At 65.7% G+C, this 21,054-nt stretch carries 18 protein-coding genes; 6 read left to right on the top strand and 12 right to left on the bottom strand.

Annotation, left to right across the window (positions count from 1 at the left end; all coding sequences use genetic code 11):
* Positions 1–66: 66 nt before the first annotated feature.
* The gene (locus tag FR728_RS01560) at positions 67–432 is read left to right on the top strand and encodes a DUF1127 domain-containing protein (RefSeq protein WP_149890905.1); all 366 of its coding nucleotides are present in this window, start codon (positions 67–69) and stop codon (positions 430–432) included.
* 144 nt (positions 433–576) lie between these two features.
* Here FR728_RS01560 and FR728_RS01555 read toward each other — a convergent pair whose 3' ends face one another.
* The 3 genes from FR728_RS01555 to FR728_RS01545 form a co-directional block, all read right to left on the bottom strand.
* Complete coding sequence (locus tag FR728_RS01555; RefSeq protein ID WP_208998612.1) at positions 577–1,389, bottom strand: hypothetical protein; 813 nt, start codon at positions 1,387–1,389, stop codon at positions 577–579.
* A 102-nt stretch (positions 1,390–1,491) separates the two neighbouring features.
* Positions 1,492–2,865 carry a glutamate--cysteine ligase gene (locus FR728_RS01550; RefSeq protein WP_149890903.1) on the bottom strand — a complete coding sequence of 458 codons (1,374 nt, stop codon included), beginning with the start codon at positions 2,863–2,865 and terminating at the stop codon, positions 1,492–1,494.
* Between the two features lie 162 nt (positions 2,866–3,027).
* Positions 3,028–3,795: a 16S rRNA (uracil(1498)-N(3))-methyltransferase gene (locus FR728_RS01545; protein ID WP_149890902.1), complete on the bottom strand. Its 768-nt coding sequence runs from the start codon at positions 3,793–3,795 to the stop codon at positions 3,028–3,030.
* A 197-nt stretch (positions 3,796–3,992) separates the two neighbouring features.
* On the opposite strand from FR728_RS01545, the gene xseA reads away from it, so the two are divergent.
* Positions 3,993–5,549, top strand: a complete 1,557-nt coding sequence (xseA, locus tag FR728_RS01540) for an exodeoxyribonuclease VII large subunit (RefSeq protein ID WP_149890901.1) — start codon at positions 3,993–3,995, stop codon at positions 5,547–5,549.
* 39 nt (positions 5,550–5,588) lie between these two features.
* Here xseA and FR728_RS01535 read toward each other — a convergent pair whose 3' ends face one another.
* The 4 genes from FR728_RS01535 to FR728_RS01520 all read right to left on the bottom strand — a co-directional run bounded on the left by FR728_RS01535 (position 5,589) and on the right by FR728_RS01520 (position 9,350).
* Positions 5,589–6,038: an RES family NAD+ phosphorylase gene (locus FR728_RS01535; protein WP_149890900.1), complete on the bottom strand. Its 450-nt coding sequence runs from the start codon at positions 6,036–6,038 to the stop codon at positions 5,589–5,591.
* A gap of 170 nt (positions 6,039–6,208) precedes the next feature.
* Positions 6,209–7,579 (bottom strand): TRAP transporter large permease, encoded by a 1,371-nt coding sequence (locus FR728_RS01530; protein ID WP_149890899.1) that lies wholly within the window; start codon positions 7,577–7,579, stop codon positions 6,209–6,211.
* Positions 7,576–8,220, bottom strand: a complete 645-nt coding sequence (locus FR728_RS01525; RefSeq protein ID WP_208998611.1) for a TRAP transporter small permease subunit — start codon at positions 8,218–8,220, stop codon at positions 7,576–7,578. The genes FR728_RS01530 and FR728_RS01525 overlap by 4 nt, the downstream gene beginning before the upstream one ends.
* 104 nt (positions 8,221–8,324) lie before the next feature.
* Positions 8,325–9,350: a C4-dicarboxylate TRAP transporter substrate-binding protein gene (locus FR728_RS01520; protein ID WP_149890898.1), complete on the bottom strand. Its 1,026-nt coding sequence runs from the start codon at positions 9,348–9,350 to the stop codon at positions 8,325–8,327.
* 319 nt (positions 9,351–9,669) lie between these two features.
* On the opposite strand from FR728_RS01520, the gene FR728_RS01515 reads away from it, so the two are divergent.
* From FR728_RS01515 to FR728_RS01505, 3 genes are all read left to right on the top strand, one after another.
* Positions 9,670–10,824 (top strand): acyl-CoA dehydrogenase family protein, encoded by a 1,155-nt coding sequence (locus tag FR728_RS01515; protein ID WP_149890897.1) that lies wholly within the window; start codon positions 9,670–9,672, stop codon positions 10,822–10,824.
* 162 nt (positions 10,825–10,986) lie between these two features.
* Positions 10,987–11,817, top strand: a complete 831-nt coding sequence (locus tag FR728_RS01510) for a universal stress protein (protein ID WP_149890896.1) — start codon at positions 10,987–10,989, stop codon at positions 11,815–11,817.
* A 197-nt stretch (positions 11,818–12,014) separates the two neighbouring features.
* Positions 12,015–14,762: a bifunctional acetate--CoA ligase family protein/GNAT family N-acetyltransferase gene (locus tag FR728_RS01505; protein ID WP_149890895.1), complete on the top strand. Its 2,748-nt coding sequence runs from the start codon at positions 12,015–12,017 to the stop codon at positions 14,760–14,762.
* Between the two features lie 64 nt (positions 14,763–14,826).
* Here FR728_RS01505 and FR728_RS01500 read toward each other — a convergent pair whose 3' ends face one another.
* Both FR728_RS01500 and FR728_RS01495 read right to left on the bottom strand, forming a co-directional pair.
* A complete protein-coding gene (locus FR728_RS01500) occupies positions 14,827–16,494 on the bottom strand; it encodes a thiamine pyrophosphate-binding protein (RefSeq protein ID WP_149890894.1) in 1,668 nt (555 codons plus the stop codon).
* Between the two features lie 256 nt (positions 16,495–16,750).
* Complete coding sequence (locus tag FR728_RS01495; protein WP_149890893.1) at positions 16,751–17,131, bottom strand: hypothetical protein; 381 nt, start codon at positions 17,129–17,131, stop codon at positions 16,751–16,753.
* 137 nt (positions 17,132–17,268) lie between these two features.
* Here FR728_RS01495 and FR728_RS01490 point away from each other — a divergent pair, with 137 nt between their 5' ends.
* Positions 17,269–18,864 (top strand): bifunctional aminoglycoside phosphotransferase/ATP-binding protein, encoded by a 1,596-nt coding sequence (locus tag FR728_RS01490; RefSeq protein ID WP_149890892.1) that lies wholly within the window; start codon positions 17,269–17,271, stop codon positions 18,862–18,864.
* 4 nt (positions 18,865–18,868) lie between these two features.
* Here the strand turns inward: FR728_RS01490 and FR728_RS01485 are convergent, their stop codons facing one another.
* The 3 genes from FR728_RS01485 to FR728_RS01475 form a co-directional block, all read right to left on the bottom strand.
* Positions 18,869–19,189, bottom strand: a complete 321-nt coding sequence (locus FR728_RS01485) for an AzlD family protein (RefSeq protein WP_149890891.1) — start codon at positions 19,187–19,189, stop codon at positions 18,869–18,871.
* Positions 19,182–19,886 carry an AzlC family ABC transporter permease gene (locus tag FR728_RS01480; protein WP_149890890.1) on the bottom strand — a complete coding sequence of 235 codons (705 nt, stop codon included), beginning with the start codon at positions 19,884–19,886 and terminating at the stop codon, positions 19,182–19,184. The genes FR728_RS01485 and FR728_RS01480 overlap by 8 nt, the downstream gene beginning before the upstream one ends.
* Before the next feature lie 203 nt (positions 19,887–20,089).
* Positions 20,090–20,917, bottom strand: coding sequence for a sulfite exporter TauE/SafE family protein (locus FR728_RS01475; RefSeq protein WP_149890889.1), 828 nt, complete (start codon positions 20,915–20,917; stop codon positions 20,090–20,092).
* Positions 20,918–21,054 lie beyond the last annotated feature (137 nt).

Below are 21,054 nucleotides of genomic sequence, written 5' to 3'. Positions count from 1 at the left end.
TCTTCCAGACCCTGTTCATCGATCGGTCGCGGCGTGGAGCCCCCGACCCCATGGAGGCCTGTGGCCATGTTCTATCGCGCAATGACAAATCCATTCACCCTGCTCGTTTCCGGCGCCCGGCGCCAGCTGCGCGTGTTCAAGAACCGCCGTCAGGCGGCCCGCCTCTATGACCTGAGCGATGCCCAGCTCGAGGACATCGGTCTGACCCGGGGGGACGTTCGACGCGCCCTCGGCCGCTCCCTTCTCGCTGATCCGGCTCCGCTCCTGAGCGCGCGCGCCGAAGAGCGCCTGAGCGTTTCCAGCCTCCCTGCCCGCCGGGTGACCTCCGGCGCGGCCCTGACGGTGAGCGACCTCATGTCCTCCGTCATCTCCCCCTTCTCTCAGTCTTCTGCGGCACCCTCGCAGACCTCGGAGAGCAGCCTGGCCGCCTGACACCCAGCGGCCATCCCGGCACCAACCCCTTGATGCCGATACCCCAAATGACTTGGGCCCGTTCTTGCGAACGGGCCCTTTTTTCATGTCCTGATCTGGACTTCCCCACCGCGTCTTTCTTGGCAGGAGAAGGGTGAGAAGCGTCTATTTTCCCTTGGCGACCGTATCCATGTCGCGGCGCGCCCGCTCGAAGAGACTGTCGAAGGCCCGGAACTGGGACACCTGCATCTCGCGGCTGCGGCTCATCCAGTCGCTCACCATGGCCTCGAACCCGGCAGGCGCCTCGGCGGGCATCACCTCTTCGGGGGTGTCTTCGGGCGCGTCATCCGGCGGAAGGTCGTCCTCGAAATCGTCTTCCATCTGATGGGCGCTGACGTGGGGATCCAGCGCATCGTCAGCCTCGGCACCGGGTCCCGTGCCGCCGAAGGGTTTCAGGAAGCCGGTCCAGAAGGACTGCATCGCCTGCGCATAGCCCTGGAAATAGTCTGCAGGGCTGGGCACGGGCTTCGGGCGCCCGCGGGCATAGCCGCGCATGAAGGCGTCAAGCAGCTCCCTTGCATCCTCGGGCACATAGGGACGGGCGATCTGGCCGAGCGCAAGCGTCGCGGCGACAGGCATCATGTCCATGATCGCCTCGCGCTGCAGCCCGGTGATCGAGGCGATCTGCAGGGCCACGGCCTCACGCACGGGCTTGGGACCATAGACCATGGCCAGATAGGGGGCGTCGTCGGCCACAGCGGCCGAAGACATGAACATGGACAAGGGGTTGGACGCACCGCCGGGCAATCCCAGAGCCGCTGGGGCCGTCATGGGCGAGACACCGGCCAGCACCTTCATGCCGGAAGTGGCCGCGCCCATGAGCGCGGTCATGGCATTGCCGAGATCGGTCTCGCTCCAGCCGAAGCGCGCCTGGGCCTCGCGGACAAGCTCCGTCGGATCAAATGCAAACGGAACCAACGGATTGTCCTTCATGAGCGCCTCGCAAATCACGGTCGTTCCCCCATGATCCGCTTAATCCGGGCGAAGGTCAAATCCCGCTTTTGGCGGGACTTTTTCCGCTCAGTAGGCGTAGTCCGTGTAGATGCGCGACAGATCGCCGTCCCAGCCGCCGTTGTAGCGCTGCAGCAGCACATCGGCCGGGCACTGTCCGGCAGCGAGGTTCTCCTCGATGGCGGCCAGATGGACGCTTTCGTCGAGACCACCGGTGCTCAGGCGGTTGCGGCGCTTGAGCCCCTGCTTGGAGATGCGCACGGCCTCGCGCGCGATGTCCAGCACCTTGGCCGAGCGGAACGGCGTGTCGAGCGCCAGGCGCGGAACATCCCGGCGCAGAGCGTCGCGCTCTTCCTGGGTCCAGTCCTTGACCAGTTCCCAGGCCGCATCCATGGCCGTTTCGTCATAGAGCAGCCCGACCCAGAAGGCCGGCAGGGCGCAGATCCGCGTCCAGGGGCCGCCATCGGCGCCGCGCATCTCGAGGAAGGTCTTCAGGCGCACATCCGGGAAGAGGGTGGACAGATGGTTGTTCCAGTCGCCCAGGTTCGGCACCGCATCCGGCACCCGGCCGTTCAGCGCGCCGTTCATGAACTGGCGGAAGGTGACGTCGGTCGCCTCGTAATAGGTTGGGCCGCGCTTGACGAAATACATGGGCACATCGAGGGCCCACTCCACGTAGCGCTCGAAGCCGAACCCGTCCTCGAAGGCGAAGGGAAGGTTGCCAGTCCGGTCCGCATCCAGGTCGTTCCAGACCTCGGCACGGAAGGACTTGTAGCCGTTCACCTTGCCGTCGGTGAAGGGCGAGTTGGCGAAGATGGCGGTCGCGATCGGCTGAAGCGCCAGGCTGATCCGCATCTTGCGCACCATGTCCGCCTCGCTCTCGAAGTCGAGGTTCACCTGAATGGTGGAGGTGCGGTGCATCATGTCGAGGCCGTACTTGCCGACCTTCGGCATGTAGCGCCGCATGATGTCATAGCGGGACTTGGGCATGTGCGGCACCTCGTCCCGGGTCCAGGTGGGCGTCATGCCCGCGCCCAGGAAGCCGATGCCCAGGGGCTCGGCCACGGTGCGCACTTGATCCAGATGGGAATGGGTCTCGCGACAGGTCTGGTGCAGGTTTTCCAGCGGGGCACCGGAGAGCTCGAACTGTCCGCCCGGTTCGATGGAAATGGCGCCTCCGCCGACCGTGTCGGCCAGACCGATGATCCGGCCGTTGTCGTCGATGCGTTCCCAGCCCAGCAGCTTTTCCATGCCGGTCAGCACGGCTTCGATGCCCTGGGGGCCCTCGTAGGGGATCGGAGTGTGATCGCTCAGGCGGAACCCGAACTTCTCGTGCTCCGTGCCAATGCGGAAACGCTCCTTCGGCTTGCAGCCGGCCTCCATCACCGCAGCCAGATCGGCAACCGTGCCGAGCGGCGTGGAATCAACGGTATCGCGAGCCATGAAGGTCTCCCCTGATCAAAACCGGACATGTCATCTCGCCGTCCGGATATCCGGCGGGAGAGGCCCCAGACTGCTGGCCTGTCCGTCGTAGCGCGCCAGCCCGTCGCATTTAGGACTGTAAGGTCCGTAAAGCAAGCCGCGCGGGACGCAAAAAACCGATACTCAGACCGTCGGGCCCCAGTCGCCCAAAGTGGCCTGAATCACTGCGAGAGCGGCCACTGCCGCGGTGTCTGCCCGCAGGATGCGCGGGCCCAGCGGGATGACGGTCACGAAAGGTTGAGCCCGAAGCAGCGCGCGTTCCTCGTCCGAGAAGCCGCCCTCCGGCCCGATGAGGAGCGCATAGGGTTGAGGCCCCTGCTCTGCCAGCCTGGCCAGTGCCGGCAGGGGATTGCTGGTTTCAGCCGCCTCGTCGCAGAAGAGAAGGCGGCGGGCAGGATCAGCCATCTGCCATCCTGAAAGCAGCTCCTTCAGCGAGCGGGGCTCCAGAACGTCCGGCACGGAAATGATGCCGCATTGCTCGGCCGCCTCGATCACGTTGGCTTCCATGCGCTCCAGATTGACCCGGCTCGCCTGGGTGTGCTGGGTCATGACCGGCCGCAGGGCCGAGGCTCCCATTTCCACCGCCTTCTGCACCATGTAGTCGAGGCGGGCGTGTTTCAGAGGCGCGAAGAGATAATGGATGTCGGCGGGGACGGTCTGCGGCCGTACCTGTTCCACCAGCTCGATGGTGCAGGCACGGCGGCCTTCGACGCGCAGTCGCGCCAGCCACTCGCCATCCTTGCCGTTGAATACGAGCACCTGATCGCCGTCCGACATGCGCAGGACGTTGATCAGATAATTGGCCTGGGTCCGGTCGGCCTCTATGGCGGCGCCAGAGGCGAGGATGTGGCGCAGGAAGAGCCGTTGCATCTTGTGGTCATATCGTTCCATGGGCGCAGGTTATGCAATCCCGGCCTGATTTTTCAATGCCCTCGCCACACCGACCTTGGGATTAAGATCGCAACCGACCGATCTTTCCCCGCGCGCATTAAGGTCTGGATTAGAGCGCGCGCCGCCCCCTCGCCGCTTGACCCCACCGCGGCTGGACCCCACCCTTGGTCTTCCCTTCGAACCAGGACGAGCAACCCGTGGCCGAATCCGCTTCCAACGTCGCCGAGTTTTCCGTCTCCGAGATTTCCTTCTCGATCAAGAAGACGATGGAAGACGCCTTCGGTTATGTGCGGGTGCGCGGCGAACTGGGGCGCATCTCGCGGCCCGGTTCGGGGCACATCTATCTGGACCTCAAGGACGACCGCTCCGTCCTCTCCGGCGTCATCTGGAAGGGCAACGCAGCCAAGCTGAAGATCCGTCCCGAGCAGGGGCTGGAGGTCATCGCCACGGGGAAGATCACCACCTTCCCGGGTCAGTCGAAGTATCAGATGGTGATCGATGCTCTGGAGCCGGCGGGAGCCGGGGCTCTCATGGCCCTGCTGGAAGAGCGCAAGCGGCGTCTGGGCGAAGAGGGGCTCTTCGCGCCAGAACGCAAGCGCCCCCTGCCCTCGCTTCCCCGGGTCATCGGGGTGGTGACCTCGCCCACCGGTGCCGTGATCCGCGACATCCTGCACCGCATCTCCGACCGTTTCCCGCTGCATGTTCTGGTCTGGCCCGTGCGCGTTCAGGGCGAGACCTGCGCAGCCGAGGTCGCCAACGGCATCCGGGGCTTCAACGCGCTGCAGCCGGGTGGCCCCATTCCCCGTCCGGACGTGATCATCGTCGCGCGCGGCGGCGGCAGCATCGAGGATCTCTGGGGCTTCAACGAGGAAGTGGTGGTGCGCGCGGCTGCCGCCAGCGACATCCCGCTGATTTCGGCGGTCGGCCATGAGACCGACTGGACGCTGATCGACCTGGTCGCCGACCTGCGCGCGCCCACCCCGACCGGTGCGGCGGAAATCGCCGTCCCCGTGAAGGCGGATCTGATGTCGATGGTCGACGACCTGTCGCGCCGCCTGTCCTCCGGCCTGCAGCGGCTGGTGACCACCCGCCGAACCGAGCTGCGCGCGGCCGGTGCCGCCCTGCCCGCTCCGCACGAGCTGCTTGCCCTGCCCCGGCAGCGTTTCGACACGGCAGCCGGGCGGCTGGAACATGCGCTGACCGTCAACACCCGCAGCCATCGCTCCGCCTTCCAGGGCACGGGCGCGCGGCTGTCGCCCCATCTGCTCGCCCGCTCCACGCAGGAGGCACGCCTGCGCCTGACCCAGCTCGGCGAGCGCCAGCACCGGGCGCTCGGCGTGGCGGTGGCGCAGAAACGCCAGGGCTTCGCGGCACAGGCCAACCGGCTTACGCCCCACCGGCTTGGACAGCAGATCGTGCTCGGAACGGAGCGCCTGAACGGCCTGAGCGAGCGACTGGAGCGGGCCTATGGCCTGGGGCTCGCCAAGCGCCGGGACGGGCTCTTCACACTGGAGAAGCTGCTGAAATCCCTGTCCTACAAGGATGTTCTGGCACGTGGCTATGCGCTGGTGCGCGACGACAAGGGCCAGCCGGTCCGCTCGCCTGCGGATGTTGCCTCCGGTGCGACCCTGTCCATCGAGATGGCCGAGGGCGTGCTGAACGCGGTGGCCGTGGGCGGCGAGGCTCCGGCTCCCAGACCCGCCCCCAAGGCAAAGAAGAGCACGCCCCCGGCAAAGCAGGGCAGCCTGTTCTGAATCGACTGAGACCGCCAGGAACGGGACACCGGCCCCGATTCAGGTTTCAGGCGGAATGAAGTCTGTGACCGGCCCCACAAGACGCAGGCACTCGGGCTCAAAAACAACCACATGCGAGAGATCGGGGCGCGACCGCGAGGAATAGAGCATGGCCTGAGCGCCGGCCCCGCGCGCCCGATCCGAATAGACCCAGGTGGGCGAGACCTCACCCGCGGCATGCAGGTCTTGCCAGACAACCGAAGCCCCGGCCTCCCCACGACAATCCGCGACCCGGTCCGCCTCCAGCCACATGGGAACCAGCACGCGCTGCACGCCATCGGAGAGGTAGCGCTTGATGGCGACCACCGTGCCCTCCGCCGAAAGTGACGCATAGGCTGCGACCTGTCCGGAGTGATGAAATCGTCCGACAGGCGCGTGCGCCGGCGCAGTGGGTGTGGCGACGAGTGCCTGCGCGAGCAGCCTCCAGACAGGCCCGGAAAAAGGTTTCATCTCCAATATTTCGATCCTCTCGATCCGTCCCACACGAGATACTCTCAGCCATCGTCGCGGGGGAGCCATCAGCGGCCCGTGACATTTTCCTGCGAACGTCTCGCTGTTTCATGAAAAAAGCCGCCGGGAAGACCCGGCGGCTTTCGTATTTTCGTAACGTCGGCAGGCCGTCAGGCCATGAGTTCCGGCAGGATGGTGATGATCGCCGGGAAGGCCAGCAGGCCGCCGATGGTCAGCACGTCCGCCACGAAGAACGGAATGCAGCCACGGAAGACTTCCTGCACCGGAATGTCGGGGCGAACGCCGGACACCACGAAGCAGTTGAGGCCGATCGGCGGGGTGATCAGGCAGAGTTCCGCCATCTTCACCACCAGGATGCCGAACCAGATCGCGCAGGCCTCGCCGGACATGCCGAAGGCGCTGTCGGCGGCAGAGACACCTTCGCCGCCGTTGAGGGCCATCACCGCCGGATAGACCACCGGCAGGGTGAGGATCAGCATGCCGATGGCATCCATGAACATGCCCAGCACCGCGTAGGCGCAGAGGATGAGCACGAGCGTGGTCCAGGGCGAGAAGTGCAGGGAGACGATGAAGGCCTCGAAGGCATCCGGCAGACCGGCAAAGCCCAGGAAGCGGACATAGACCAGCACGCCCCAGATGAGGGTGAAGATCATCACCGTCAGCTTGGCGGACTCATGCAGGGCCTGACCCAGCTGCTTGACCTTCATGCCCTTGGCGAGTGCCACGATCAGCACGATGAACGCGCCGAGGGAGCCGGCTTCGGTCGGGGTGGCCAGACCGAAGAAGAAGGAGCAGAAGATGATCGCCACCACGGCGATGATCGGCAGGGTGCCCGGGATGGACTCGAAGCGCTGCTTCCAAGTGAAGCCGCGGATCGGGGGCGCGTCACCGCGCCAGGCGGAAATGCCGACGATTATCGCGATGTAGATGGCGGCCGAGAAGACACCCGGCAGGAAGCCGGCGATCAGCAGCTTGCCGACCGACTGCTCCACCAGAATGGCGTAGATCACCAGAATGGCGGAGGGCGGGATCAGGGAGGCCAGCGTGCCACCTGCCGCAACCACGGCAGCCGACATGCGCTTGGAATAGCCGGCGGCCAGCATTTCCGGGATCGCCACGCGGGCGAAGACGGCCGCCGTTGCCACGGAGGCACCCGACACGGCGGCGAAACCTGCGGTCGCAAAGACCGTGCCCACGGCCATGCCGCCCGGCATCCAGCCCAGCCAGCGCTTGGAGGCTTCGAAGAGCTGCTTGGTGAAGCCGGCGTAGAAGGCCAGGAAGCCGATCAGGATGAAGGTCGGCAGCACGGAGAGCGAATAGGTCACCGACTTCGAATGGGGGATGGTGCCCGCCATCTTGAGCGCGGTGAAGAACCCGCGATCAAAACCCTGAAGCAGGGAGAAGTGGATGATCAGGCCCACAAGGCCGGTGAAGGCGGCGGCAAAGGCAACGCGCACGCCGATGAGAACGAGGACGAGCAGAATGCCCGTCATCATGAGGCCTACGTCGAACGGGGTCATTTGGTCTCTCCCGCGATGGCGTCATCGCCGAATGCGTCTTCGATTTCATGCTGGGCGTGGGCGGTGACGTCCTCGATGACGGGGACGGCGACCGGCTGGCGCGACGGGTCGACCACGAGGCGCAAATAGCCGTAGGTCTGGAGCATGAGACGCAGGAAGAGCAGGCCGAGGGCAACCGGGACCATCAGCTTGGACGGCCAGGTCGGGAGACGGATGTCCATGGTGCTGTCGCCGATCGTCCAGGACCGGTCGAAGTGATACCAGGAGCCCCAGATCAGCATGAAGACCACGAAGGCCAGAACCAGCGTGCCGATGGTCTCGGCAATCCAGAGCGGACGGCCGGTGATCCTGCCGAGCAGGATCTCCATGCGGATGTGGCCTCCGACGCGCTGGCAATAGGCCACACCGGCAAAGGCGAAGATCGCCATCGCCTGTTCGGTGATGTCGATGAAGCCCGGAACCGGCATGTTGAAGAGCAGGCGGCCGAAGATCTGGACAACGGCCATGAGCATCAGGATGAGGATGCTGGCGGCCGCGATCAGATTGAAGATGTTTTCCAGAACGCCCAGCGCCCCGTCAAACCGGATGTAGGTTTCCGGCCTGCCCGGCCCTGAAGCCGCGGCATTGCCTCGCATGGTCATGATGTGTGTCGTCCCCTCGAAAGAGTTCCGGCCCTCGAAAGAGTTCCGGCGCCACAGGGCGCCGGAGCCGGGTCTTGTTTGAAATCCGGACAGGCCGGATGGTCTCAGCCCTTGATCTGGGCCTTGACGAAGTCGAGCAGTTCCTGGGCCGGCAGGCCGGCTGCGGACTGTTCCTTCACCCATGCGTCATGGATCGGGCCGGCCTTTTCGGCAAAGGCAGCCAGTTCCTCGGCGGAATATTCGATCTGGGTGATGTTGCGCTCTTCCAGGGTCTTCCACCACTTGGCGTAGGTGTCGTCATAGACTTTGATGTAGTGGTCGAGCGCCGGTGCAACGGCTTCGTTCAGCGCGGTCTTGAACTCTTCCGGCAGCGCATTGTAGGCGTCGGTGCTCATGACGACCGGGCACTGGACGGTGCCGGGGTTCAGGTTCTTGGTCCACCAGTTGGACGCTTCCACGGTCTTGAAGGACAGGTGGGCGTGCGGAGCGAAGCTCGCCGCGCGCACGGTGCCGCTGTCGATCGCCTGGAAGGTCTCGGAGGCGGTCACGGAGGTCGGAACGGCGCCGACGGCTTCCATCAGGGAGCCGATGCCGCCCAGCGCACGCACGCGCATGCCGTCGAAGTCGGTGATCTTGGTCGGTGCGTCACCCTTGCCGGCGAAATTATACTGCGGCATCGGGGTCGGCATCAGCAGGGTGGCGTTCCAGCGCGCCATGTCCTGAACCACGGCCGGCTGCTTGTAGAGCTCCATGGCCACGCGGCTTTCAGTTTCCAGATCCTCGACACCCAGGAACGGCAGTTCCAGAACGGTCAGGCTCGGGTTCTTGTCCGGGTGGTAGGAGGCGCAGATCTGCGCCATTTCGAACGCACCGAAGGAAATGCCGTCCAGGTTCTCGCGCGACTTGGACAGGGCCTCGCCGTACTGAAGCTTGAGCTCGAACTTGCCATCGGTGCGGGCAGCGACTTCCTCGGCCAGCTTTTCGACGTTCTCGGTGAAGGCGCGGCGCTTGCCCCACAGCGAGACGTTCCAGGTGACGTCGGCCGCGAAGGTCTCGGTGGCGAAGATCAGCGCGAGCGCGCTGGCGGATGCTGCAACAACAGCCTTGCTGCGGAAGTTACCCTTGAACATGTCGTCCTCCCACGGGCCGGAAACAGGTGGGGTTCGGTGCAGGAAGATCGGGCCCGTCGCGATCAAACCATCCCCAAATCCGCCACAATTCGAGCAAATTCCTCCCGGAACAAATACCCACAGCGCGGATTTGGCCCCGATCCTTTGCGAATATGACAAGTTTTTCAAGGCGCTATTTTGGAATGGCTTTGAAACAGGTTCGAATGGGGTGCATCATTTCGCCGCCCCTTTGCCACACCCCCTACCTATTTTCGAAGATTCCGTATTTTATAACAGGAGCTTAAGCGGGAGAGGCGCTGAAGCTCGTCTGGGAGGATCAATGTTTCACGAACTTAGCGAAGAAAATCAGCTGATTGCCGAAACCGCCGCAAAACTTGCGCGGGACCAACTGGAGCCGGTGGCGGCGGCCCTTGATCGGGGCGAGGAGCGCGAATCCTTCCTCAGCAACCTGAAATTGCTGGCAGAAAACGGCTTCATGGGCCTGAACATCTCGGCCGACTATGGCGGCACGGAAGCCGGCGCCACGGGCTTCGCCCTGGCGATCACGGAAATCGCGAAGGCCTGTGCGGCCACCGCGCTCACGGTCTCAGTCTCGAACATGGTCGCGGAGGTCATTCAGGCCATCGGGTCCGAAGAGCAGCGCCAGACCCACCTACCCCGCCTGACTGATGGCACCTATGCCGCAGGCAGCTTCTGTCTGACGGAAGCCGATGCCGGATCGGACGCGGCCTCCATGCGTTGCCGGGCGGTGAAGGACGGAGACAGCTACGTGCTCAACGGCACGAAGCTCTACATCTCCTCGGCCGAATATGCCGGCGTCTTCGTCGTCTGGGCGGTCACCGATCCGTCCGCCCCCAAGGGCAAGGGCATTTCCACCTTCCTGGTCGAAGCCGGAACGCCCGGTCTCGTGATCGGCAAGGAAGAGAAAAAGATGGGCCAGACGGCCTCGGCCACGAACGAGGTCCATTTCCAGGACTGCCGGGTGCCTGCCTCCGCCCTGATGGGCAAGGAGAATGACGGGTTCCGCTTTGCCGTGAAGGAGCTCTCCGGCGGGCGCATCGGCATCGGGGCGCTGGCCCTTGGCATTGGCCTCAAGGCGATGGACGTGGCGACCGCCTATGTGAGCGAGCGCAAGCAGTTCGGTCAGCCTCTGGCCGCCCAGCAGGGCATCCAGTGGATGCTGGCCGACAGGGCGACGGAGCTGGAAGCCTCGCGGCTTCTGATCCTGCAAGCGGCCGGTCTCAAGGATGCCGGCAAGCCCTTCTCGACCCAGGCGTCGATGGCCAAGCTCTATGCGTCGGAAACCGCCCAGCGCGCGACCTATACCGCCCTGCAGCTTCATGGCGGCGCCGGCTACATCAAGGACTATCCGCTGGAGCGCTATGCCCGCGATGCCCGGATCACCACGATCTATGAAGGCACGTCCGAGATCCAGCGGCTGATCATCGCCCGGGATCTGCTGAAGGACATGTGAAAGGGAGCGGCCCTCGTCTGCACGGATGAGGGCCGCTGCGCGCCCGGATTTGATCCCTGTCAAGGAACGGCCACGCCAGTTCCGTATTTTGACGGATAAGGGCACCGCCCGGTCCTGAATGGTCAGACCGTCGAGTGCGGCGCCCCCAAAAGGAGGGATCCCATGCCCATCAAGGATATTCTCACCGTCATCGATCTTCAGGGCGACCAGCCGGCTGCGAAATATGCCCTGTCGCTGGCCGAGCTCCACGACGCCCATGTGACCGGCCTTGCGCTCGCCTTCGAGCCGCTGGCGCCGGCCTTTGCGGCCGCGCCCATGCCGATCGACTACATTCAAGCTGCGCAGGAACAGGCCATTGCAGCGGCCAAGGCCAGCCAGGCCACCTTCGAGGAAATGGCACGGGTTGCCGGCGTGAAATTCGAAGGCCGCCGCGCCGACCTGCTGACCGGCGGACCGCTGGAAAACGTACTCTATCACTGCCGTCCGACCGATCTGGTCGTGATCGGCCAGAATGATCCGGAGACCTCCGAGCCGATGCGCGACCTGCTCATCGAGACCATCCTGTTCGAGAGCGGCGCCCCGGTTCTGGTCGTGCCCTATATCGGCGCCAAGACGACCGGCCCGAAGAACGTGCTGATCGGCTGGGACGGCAGCCCGACGGCCAGCCGCGCCGTGCACGCCGCCCTGCCCATGCTGGCGGATGCGGACAAGATCACGGTCATGGTCATCGAGAAGCGGTCCGGTTCTGCCGGCCAGCCGGGCGCGGACATCGCGACCTATCTCGCTCGCCACGACCTGAACGTGACCGTCAACGTGGTCACCAACCCGCAGATCGGGGTGGCCGACACGTTGCTCAACACGGTTTCCGAACAGGGCCACGACCTGGTGGTGATGGGCGGTTACGGCCACAGCCGCATGCGCGAGTTCCTCTTCGGCGGCGCGACGCGCGAGATCCTCGCCAGCATGACCGTTCCGGTCCTGATGTCTCACTGAGACCTTCGCATTCTGGCTCCGGCAGGCAACGAGACGGCTTGCCTGCCGAAGCCTTCTCGACGCGTGGTGTCCCGGCCTTCCCACCGGGATATTCAAGACGCCTCGACGACCCTTCTCCATGTCCTCCGCCAGCCGGCGTGCTATATGTTCCGGCAACATGCGCCACTCACGTCCGGACCGCAGAGAGGGCCCTCGCCGTGACCATTCGCAACCTCGACGGTTTTTTCGCTCCCACCTCCATCGCCGTGATCGGCCCCTGTCGTCATGATGACGTGGTGGTAAGGCGCGTGCTCGACCAGCTCACCCATCTGCCCCAGCGCATCCCGGTCACGACGCTCGGCCTTCCCCGGTCGATGGTTCCGGCCGGCATCGTGCCGCAGGAAGAGCTCGAAGGGGCGGTGGACCTGACGATCTACCTCGGCCCCGCGAAAGCGGCTCCGGCTCACATCCGCGACATTGCCCGCAAGGGCGGCAAGGCGGTGCTGCTGCTGTCACCTGGCTTCGAGACCTGGGACGAGAGCCTGCTTCAGGCCTGCCGGGACGCCGCGAAGGCCGGTCGCGTGCGGCTGATCGGGCCTGGCTCCATCGGCCTTGCCGTGCCTGCCACCCGGCTGGATGCGCTGCTTGCGACGGACACGCCCGAGACCGGTGACGTGGCCTTCATCTCGCGCTCGGCTGCCGTCTTCAACGCAACGCTCGCCTGGGCGCGGTCGCACCGCATCGGCTTTTCCGCCGCCGTCTCCCTCGGTGACCGGAGCGACGTCGATGTGAGCGACCTGATCGACTATTTCGCCCAGGACTTCCGCACGCGGGCCATCGTGCTGCACATCGAGAGCGTCTCGAGCCCGCGCAAGTTCCTCTCTGCCGCCCGGGCTGCGGCCCGGGGCAAGCCGGTGATCGCCTTGTGGTCGGGACGGCGGGCAGCCCGCAACCAGTCCCATGCCACCCATGCCTCGCGGCTGCTGACGCGGGAGGCCGTTTTCGAAGCCGCCTTCCGGCGCTCGGGCATCCTGCGGGTCACGGATCTGGACGAAATGTTCGAGGCGGTCGAAACCCTGTCGCGCATCCGCATTCCGCAGGCCCATGCCTTCAGCGTGATGACCAACGGACGGGGCCTCGCCAATCTCGCGGCCGAACGCTTCCAGGATCTGGAGGGCAATCTGGCCGCCCTGTCACCGGAGACGCTTGAGCGTCTGGCCCCCGCCTGCCGGGGCGCGAACCCGCTTTCGCCGGACGCGGCGGGGCAGCCGATCCTGCTGCGCGACAATCTGACGGCCGCGGAACTTTCGGCCGCGATCTCCGATGTGCTGGCGGACTCGGCAACGGACGGGCTTCTGGTCCTGCAAGCCCCCACCTGCTGCTGCAGTCTGGAAGACATGGCGGAGGCGATTGCCGAGGCGGCGCGCAAGGACAAGCGCCGGAGCGGGCGCAAGAAGGCGCTGGTGGCCGGACTGATGGGTAGCCCCGGAGCGGCCCGCAAGGTTCTCGACGAGGCGAAGATCCCCTGTTACGGCACGCCGGCGGAAGCCGCGCGCAGCCTGATGCATCTGGCGCGGGATGCGAGCCTGAAGGACTTTCTCATGGCAGCGCCCCCGAGCCTGCCGGAGGACTTCAGCCCCGATGTGGAAGATGCCCGCGCCCTGATCGGCAGGGCCGTCGCCGAAGGGCGCAGCTGGCTCGACCCGGATGAGGTGGTCACCCTGCTGGAATGCTACCAGATCCCCATGATGCCCAGCCTCTTCTGCGCAGCCGACGAGGCGCTGGGGGCACAGGTGCATGAGGCCGCGCGGCAGGTGCTGTCAGGGTCCGCCCATTGCGTGCTGAAGCTGATCTCCCCCGACCTGCCCTTCAAGTCGCAGATCGACGGGGTGCGTCTGGGCCTGGAAAGCCCGGAGAGCGCGCAGACGGCGGCGCTCGATCTGGTGGCCGCGACCCGCACCACCTTCCCGCAGGCGCGGATCTCCGGCGTCACCGTGCAGCCGATGCTGGAGGACCGTCACGGTCTGGAGCTCTATCTCGGGCTCGGCGACAGCCGCGCGTTCGGTCCGGCGATCCTCTTCGGCCACGGCGGAACGTCGGTGGAGGACCGGGAGGATCTGAGCGTCGACCTGCCGCCTCTGGATCTTCATCTGGCCCAGGCCTTCATGCGCCGCACCAAGGTCGCGCGGCTGCTGGACGGCGGCCGTGGACGACCGGCGCTCGACCGGGACCATGTGACACTGGCGCTGGTGAAGCTGTCGCAAATGGCGGTGGACCTTCCGGAAATCCTCGAACTGGACATCAATCCGCTCGTCGCCCTGCCCGACCGGCTGATCGCGCTGGATGCGCGCGTCACCCTGCGGCCCGGCGAGGATCTCAGCCGTGCCGCCCGGCGCGAAAGGCTGGCCATCACGCCCTATCCGAAGGAATGGGAGCTGCCACTCGACCTCAAGGACGGCACCCGCCTGAAGGTTCGCCCCGTGCGGCCGGAAGACGAGGATCTCTTTGCCCGGTTCTTCGAGCACGTGACACCGGAAGATCTGCGCCTGCGCTTCTTCGCCCCGGTGAAGGATTTCAGCCACCGGTTCCTCGCCCGGCTGACCCAGCTCGATTATGCCCGGGCGATGGCCTTCTGCGCCATCGAACCGGAGAGCGGCGAGCTGCTCGGCGTCGTGCGCCTGCATGCGGATGCAGACCACCGCACGGGCGAATATGCGGTGATGGTGCGCTCGGACCTGAAGGGCATCGGACTGGGCTGGGCCTTGATGAAGCTCATCATCGACTACGCCCGCTCGGACGGGATCGAGGAGATCCACGGCGAGGTGCTGAAGGAAAACACCAGTATGATCGGTGTCTGCGAGGCCCTCGGCTTCCGCATCGACCCCTCCCCCGACGATCCGGGGATCGTCCACGTCACCTTGCCGGTGAAGGATTACACGGCGGAGATTTCCCGCGCCGTCAGATGACAAAAGGGCCGGAGACGATGGAACGTCTCCGGCCCTTTTTTGTCGGTCTTCACCCGATTCCGGATCAGCCCTTGTTCAGCGACGCTTCGCGGATCTGGGTCAGGGAGGCGGCCGGGGTGATGGCTTCCGGATCGAGCTTCAGGTGCAGCAGGGCCGGGGTGCCGGCGGCACGGGCACGCTCGAAGGCAGGGCCGAATTCCTCGGTCGTGGTCACGGTTTCCGCATGGGCGCCATAGGCACGCGCGAAGGCCGCGAAGTCCGGATTGACCAGTTCGGTGGCCGACACGCGCCCGGGATAGTGACGCTCCTGGTGCATGCGGATCGTGCCATACATGGAGTTGTCGACGGCCACGACGATGATGTTGGCCTTTTCCTGACAGGCCGTGCCGAATTCCTGCATGGTCATCTGCAGGCAGCCGTCACCGGCAAAGCAGATCACTTCCCGATCGGGGAAGGCCAGCTTGGCGGCAATCGCGCCGGGCAGGCCATAGCCCATGGAGCCGGAGGTCGGCGCCGCCTGCGTGGCATAGGCCCGAAACCGGTGGAACCGGTGCACCCAGGTGGCGTAGTTGCCAGCCCCGTTGGCGAAGATCGCATCACCCGCCACGTTCTGCTCGATCCAGTCCATGACGCCGGCCATCTGCAGGGCGCCCGGGGTCTGCGGACGGGCGCCGGACCAGGCGAGATAATCCGCATGGGCCTCTTCCACGGCGGCGGCGTTCTTCAGATCGTTGGGAGGCTGCAGGCCTTCGGCTGCCTTGGCAAAGGCGGTCGGGCTCGCATGGATGGCCATGGCCGGGCGATAGACCTTGCCCAGCTCTTCCGCATCCGGGTGAATGTGGATGAGCGGCTGGGACGGCTGGGGGATATCCAACAGGGTGTAGGACTGGCTCGGCATCTCGGACAGGCGTCCGCCGACCAGCAGGATCAGGTCCGAGGCCTTGATGCGCGCGGCAAGCTTCGGATTGATGCCGATGCCCACGTCGCCGGCATAGTTGGCGTGCAGGTTGTCGAAGAGCATCTGCCGACGGAAGGAGCAGGCGACCGGCAGGGCGAACCGTTCCGCGAAGCGGGTGAAGGCCGCAACCGCGCTTTCGGACCAGCGCGAACCGCCCAGAATGGCGATGGGGCGTTCTGCGGCCCAGAGGCGCTTCTGCAGCTCGGCCATCTGGGTGAGGCCCGGATAGGTTTCCACCTGGGTCCAGGGGGCGGGCTGGGCGACGTCGGCTTCCTCGACCAGCATGTCCTCCGGCAGGGCCAGGACGACCGGACCGGGACGGCCGGAAGTCGCCACATGCCAGGCGCGGGAAATGAACTCGGGCACCCGGTCGGCGTGGTCGATCTCGGCAACCCACTTGGTCATGCCGCCGAACATCTGCCGGTAGTCGACTTCCTGGAAGGCCTCGCGCTCGCGCATGCCACGCTCGATCTGACCGATAAAGAGGATCATCGGGGTGCTGTCCTGCATGGCGACATGGACACCGGCGGCGGCGTTGGTCGCGCCCGGCCCGCGGGTGACCATGCAGATGCCCGGGCGGCCCGTGAGCTTGCCATGGGCTTCGGCCATCATGGCCGCGCCGCCTTCCTGACGGCACAGGGTCACGGGGATGGAGGCATCATGAAGCGCATCCAGCACGGCCAGATAGCTTTCGCCCGGCACGCAGTACACCCGATCGGCTCCGTGTGTCTCAAGCGCCTCGACAATCAGCTGACCACCGGTCTTCGCCGCCATATCCTGCTCCCTTCGGCAATTCCATTCCGGGATGGAATGCCCATCACCGGTTCGAAAAACTCTATAGCGCAAGCCTGCGTCATTGGAGAGGGTCGCGCTCACGGAAATTCGCAATGGGGTCATTCCAAACTCGGCGAGACGGCGCGCCTTCACTTCTCCGACCGCGCGCAAAACAAAGAAGGGACCCGCAGCTTGCGCCGCAGATCCCCTCTTCTCCCCAAGTTCCCCCCTCGGGTTCGTGTCGCTCCCGGTGGCGTCAGACAGGCTGAACGGTCACCACCTGGAACGTATGCAGATCGCCATCCTCATCCTTGATGGACACATATTCGCCGGGGACGAAGGCATGGGCACCAAAGCGATAGCCTGCCTCGTCGTCATCCTCACCGTCGATGTCATAGCGGAAGGCCCAAGAGCCGCCCGGACGATGGACCAGATGGCCGATTTCCTCTTCCTCGCCAGCCCAGAAGCGGCGCACGCGGCAATGGTCGCGGTCCTTCTTCCAGCCCGCCGCATCGATATGACCGGTGCCGTCGAGCGGTGCGGTGAACTCGTAGCCGTGCTGGGCGGAGCCGTTCGGGAACTCCTTCGTGCGCGCCAGGTTCAACCGGATTTTCTTCAAGCCCGCATGTTCGGTCATGGCGGAACCTCCCGTCCTTGTCTTATAGAGGTTGCATAGCCCCGCGCCGCGCGGACCACCTTGAGGCAGGTCAAACTTCCGGCATCCGATCGCGATATTCTGACCGAGCCCTGCCACGCCCTTGCCCCGGAGGCTCGATGACCGACAGCCAGACGCCGCTTCAGCACGAGGCCCTTGCGCATTTCGACCATCTCGCCCGGGAGGCCGCGACGGGCTCCTCCTCCGGCACCGGCCACCGCATCGACACCCACGCCAATGTGGTGTTTCTGATTGGGCCGCTTGCCTACAAGATGAAGCGGGCGGTGCGCTTTCCCTTTCTCGACTACTCGACCCTCGCCCTGCGGGAGGCGGCCTGCAAGGCCGAGATCACCTGCAACCGGCACAATGCGCCGCAGATCTATCGCCGCGCCGTGGCCCTGCGCCGAGACGCGGACGGGACCCTGAGCCTGGAAGGCGACGGCGAGATCGTCGAATGGGTGGTGGAGATGAACCGGTTCGACACCTCCGCCCAGCTGGACCGGATCGCCGAACAAGGCCCGCTTGCCCCGGAACTCTGCGAGAGGCTGGCGCGGATGATGCTCGAGGCCCATGAGCAGGCGCCGGTTCACCGGGACGCAGGGCCGGGATTTCTGGAGGAGCTGCGCAGCTACATCTCCCAGAACGCGCAGGCCTTTTCCGAGTTTCCCGCGCTCTTCGCCCCGCCTGCCGCCCAGGCCCTGACAGAGACTGCCGACGCACGGCTGACGGAGCTTGCACCCCTGCTGCTGCGCCGGGGCGAGGCCGGCCATGTGCGCCTGTGCCACGGGGATGCTCACGCGCGCAACATCGTGCTGCTGGACGGGAAGCCGGTTCTGTTCGACGCCATCGAGTTCTCCCCCGCCATCGCCACCACGGACTGGCTCTACGATCTGGCCTTCCTGCTCATGGACCTGTGGGACCGGGACCAGAAGCCCGCCGCCAACCGGGTGTTCAACCGTTATCTGGATCTGCGCACGCTCACGGCGCCCGGCGGAGCCGATCAGGGGGATGAGGACGCGCTTCGCCTGTTGCCCTTCTATCTGATGATGCGGGCCTGCATCCGCGCCAAGATCGCCGCTGCTGCCTCGCTCAACCAGGAAGGCACGGCGGAAAAAACAAGTCTCGAGGCGGAAGCCCGAGGCTATTTCGCCCTCGCCCAGGCCTTCCTCGGCAAGGCCCCTGCCCGGTTGGTGGCCATCGGCGGACTTTCGGGCAGCGGCAAGTCCACCCTTGCCCGGGCGCTGGCCTGCGACGTGGGGCCGGCACCAGGTGCCCGGATCCTGCGCACGGATGTGGAGCGCAAGGCCCATCTCGGGCTCCGGGAGACCGACAAGGCTCCGGCGGAGGCCTATACGGCGGAAGCGGCCCAGGCCATCTATGACAAGCTGGATCAGCGCATCCGGCGGGTGCTCGGCGCCGGTCACGCGGTGATCTTCGATGCGGTCTTTGCCCGGGACGCCCAGAGGCGGGATGCGCGGGATCTGGCCACGGGCGCGGGCGCTTCCTTCCTGGGGCTCTGGCTGGATGCGCCGGCGGACGTTCTCAAGGCGAGGGTGACGGCGCGCACCGGCGACGCCTCCGATGCGGATGCGGATGTGGTGGCGTTCCAGCTGACGCTCGACACCGGCACGCTGGAGTGGCCCCGGCTGGATGCCTCGCACGGGCCGGAGGCAACCCTTGCCCAGGCCCGGCAGGTGCTCGGCACCCTGTCCTGAGGCTTCAGATCCCGGCGGAACGCAACAGGGCTGCGGTGACCACGGCGGCCGCCACCGCGATGAAGTCCTTGCGTAGGAGTGCCATGACGGCAATCGCCGACAGCAGGCTGAGGCCCAGCGCCAGATCGCCCTTCAGCACGATGGGCAAGATGGTGGAAATGATGATCGCCCCGGGCAGAGCCTCGAGCCCGCGTCGCACCCGGTCCGTCAGGGGCAGGCGGCCCATAAGCCAGTAGCCTCCGGCGCGCATGAAATAGGTGACGCCGGTCATCATGGCCACGGCGAGCACGAAGAGGAGATCGGCGGAGAAGGCGGCATCAGTCATGGAAATAAGCCCCCGCGACCGCTCCGGCGACGGCACCGGTCAGCACGCCCCAATAGCCGCCGAGCAGTTCCCAGGTCAGCGTTGCCACGGCACCGGCGATGATCCAGCCCAGGGTCTGGCGCTTGCCCTTCCACAGCGGCACCAGCAGGGCGGCGAAGAAGGCGGGAAGCACCACGTCCAGTCCCCAGGCCTGAGGGTCCTCGATGAGGGCGCCGAAGAAATAGCCGGGCAGCACGGCGAGCGACCAGACCACCCAGATCATCAGGCCGCTGCCGAACAACACACCCCAGTCGCGGTGCCCGTCCTGATGATGGCGCATGGCCAGCAACCAGTTGATGTCCGTCAGGAAGAAGAGGGTCGGATAGACCTGCCAGGCCGGCTGTCCGCCCAGCCAGGGACGCAGGCTGGCACCGACGAGGAGCATGCGCATGTTGACGGCCGCAACCACACCAGTCATGGCCAGCACCAGACCCCAGTTGAGAGGGTCGCGATAGACCTCCATCGCCACGAACTGGGATGCACCCGCAAAGACAAAGGATTGCATCATCACCGTCTCGAGCAGGGTCAGCCCCTTCTGGGCGGCCACCATGCCAAAGACCGAACCGAGGGCGACCGAGCCGGGAATGATCGTCAGGCTGAGACGCGCTCCCAGCAGAATGCCGGCCGGCGTGATCGTCACGGGGGAGGAGGAGGTCATGAGCCACCGTCTGCGGCAGCGCGCCGCAAGCAAGGGCCGCTGCGGAAGGCGCCGGTCGAGAAAAGGGAAAAAGCCGGAGCCCCAGAGGGACACCGGCTTGATGGTGCTTCACAGTGCCGAATTCACGCGCGCCTGACCAATGAAATTCCGTGATCAACCCATCACGGATCGCCGCGTGGCGTCAGCAGAGCGCGATCCGCGCTTCAGAACATGACGTTGTAGATCATCCGCAGGCCGGTGAAGCCCAGGAAGAGGGCGAAGACCAGCTTCAGCTTCGAGGCGTCGATGGCATGCGCGATCCTGGCGCCCAGCGGCGCGCAATAGGTCGAGGCCGGGATGATCAGGAAGAAGCCGATCAGGTTGACGTAACCGATGGAAAAGGGCGGAAGACCCTCCTCGCCCAGGCCGAAATACATGGAGGCGAGCGCCCCCGGAATGGCGATGATCAGGCCGATGGCCGCCGCCGTGCCGACCGCCAGACGGATCGGATAGTTGAAGAGGGTCAGGATCGGCACGCCCAGCGTGCCGCCGCCGATGCCCATCATCACCGAGATCCCGCCGATTACGAAGCCGATGAGTTCCTTGAAGGGCGAGCCAGGCAGATGCTTGGCGAGGGCCGAGCCGTTCTGCCGGAAGAGCATGTTGAGGGAGACGAGGAGCGCGACCACGCCGAAGATGATCGTCAGCGCACCGCCGGAAATGTTGCCGGCCAGCGTCGCCCCGGCGATCACGCCGATGGCGATGGACCACCACCAGCGCTTCAGCAGGTCCAGATCGACGCTGCCGCGCTTCCAGTGGGCCCGGGCGGAGGAATATCCGGTGGCGACGATGGTGGCGAGGGACGTTCCCACCGCCACATGCATCAGCACATCCGGGTCAAGCCCGAGGCCGGAGAACATGTAATAGAGCACCGGGACAATGACGATGCCGCCGCCAACCCCCAGCAGGCCGGCAATGATGCCCGCGACAACCCCGGTGGCCAGCAATGCCCCCGCCAGAAGGGCCATCGAGGCCAGGCTCAGATCTTCCATGTGTCTCTCCACGTCGCCGGACGTTTCAGTCCGCGTTCCTCCCGCCGGTCCCGGTCCGGGCCAGGCCTTCCCTGACCCGCTGCCGCACGTCCAGCCGCCTATCAACAGCTATCGCAGGCGGACCCGAGACGCCAGCC

Source organism: Roseibium aestuarii (genome assembly GCF_008477545.1).
GTDB classification, from domain to species: domain Bacteria; phylum Pseudomonadota; class Alphaproteobacteria; order Rhizobiales; family Stappiaceae; genus Roseibium; species Roseibium aestuarii.
The sequence above is the reverse complement of the archived record's forward strand: the minus strand, read 5'-3'. Positions and strand labels throughout refer to the sequence as shown.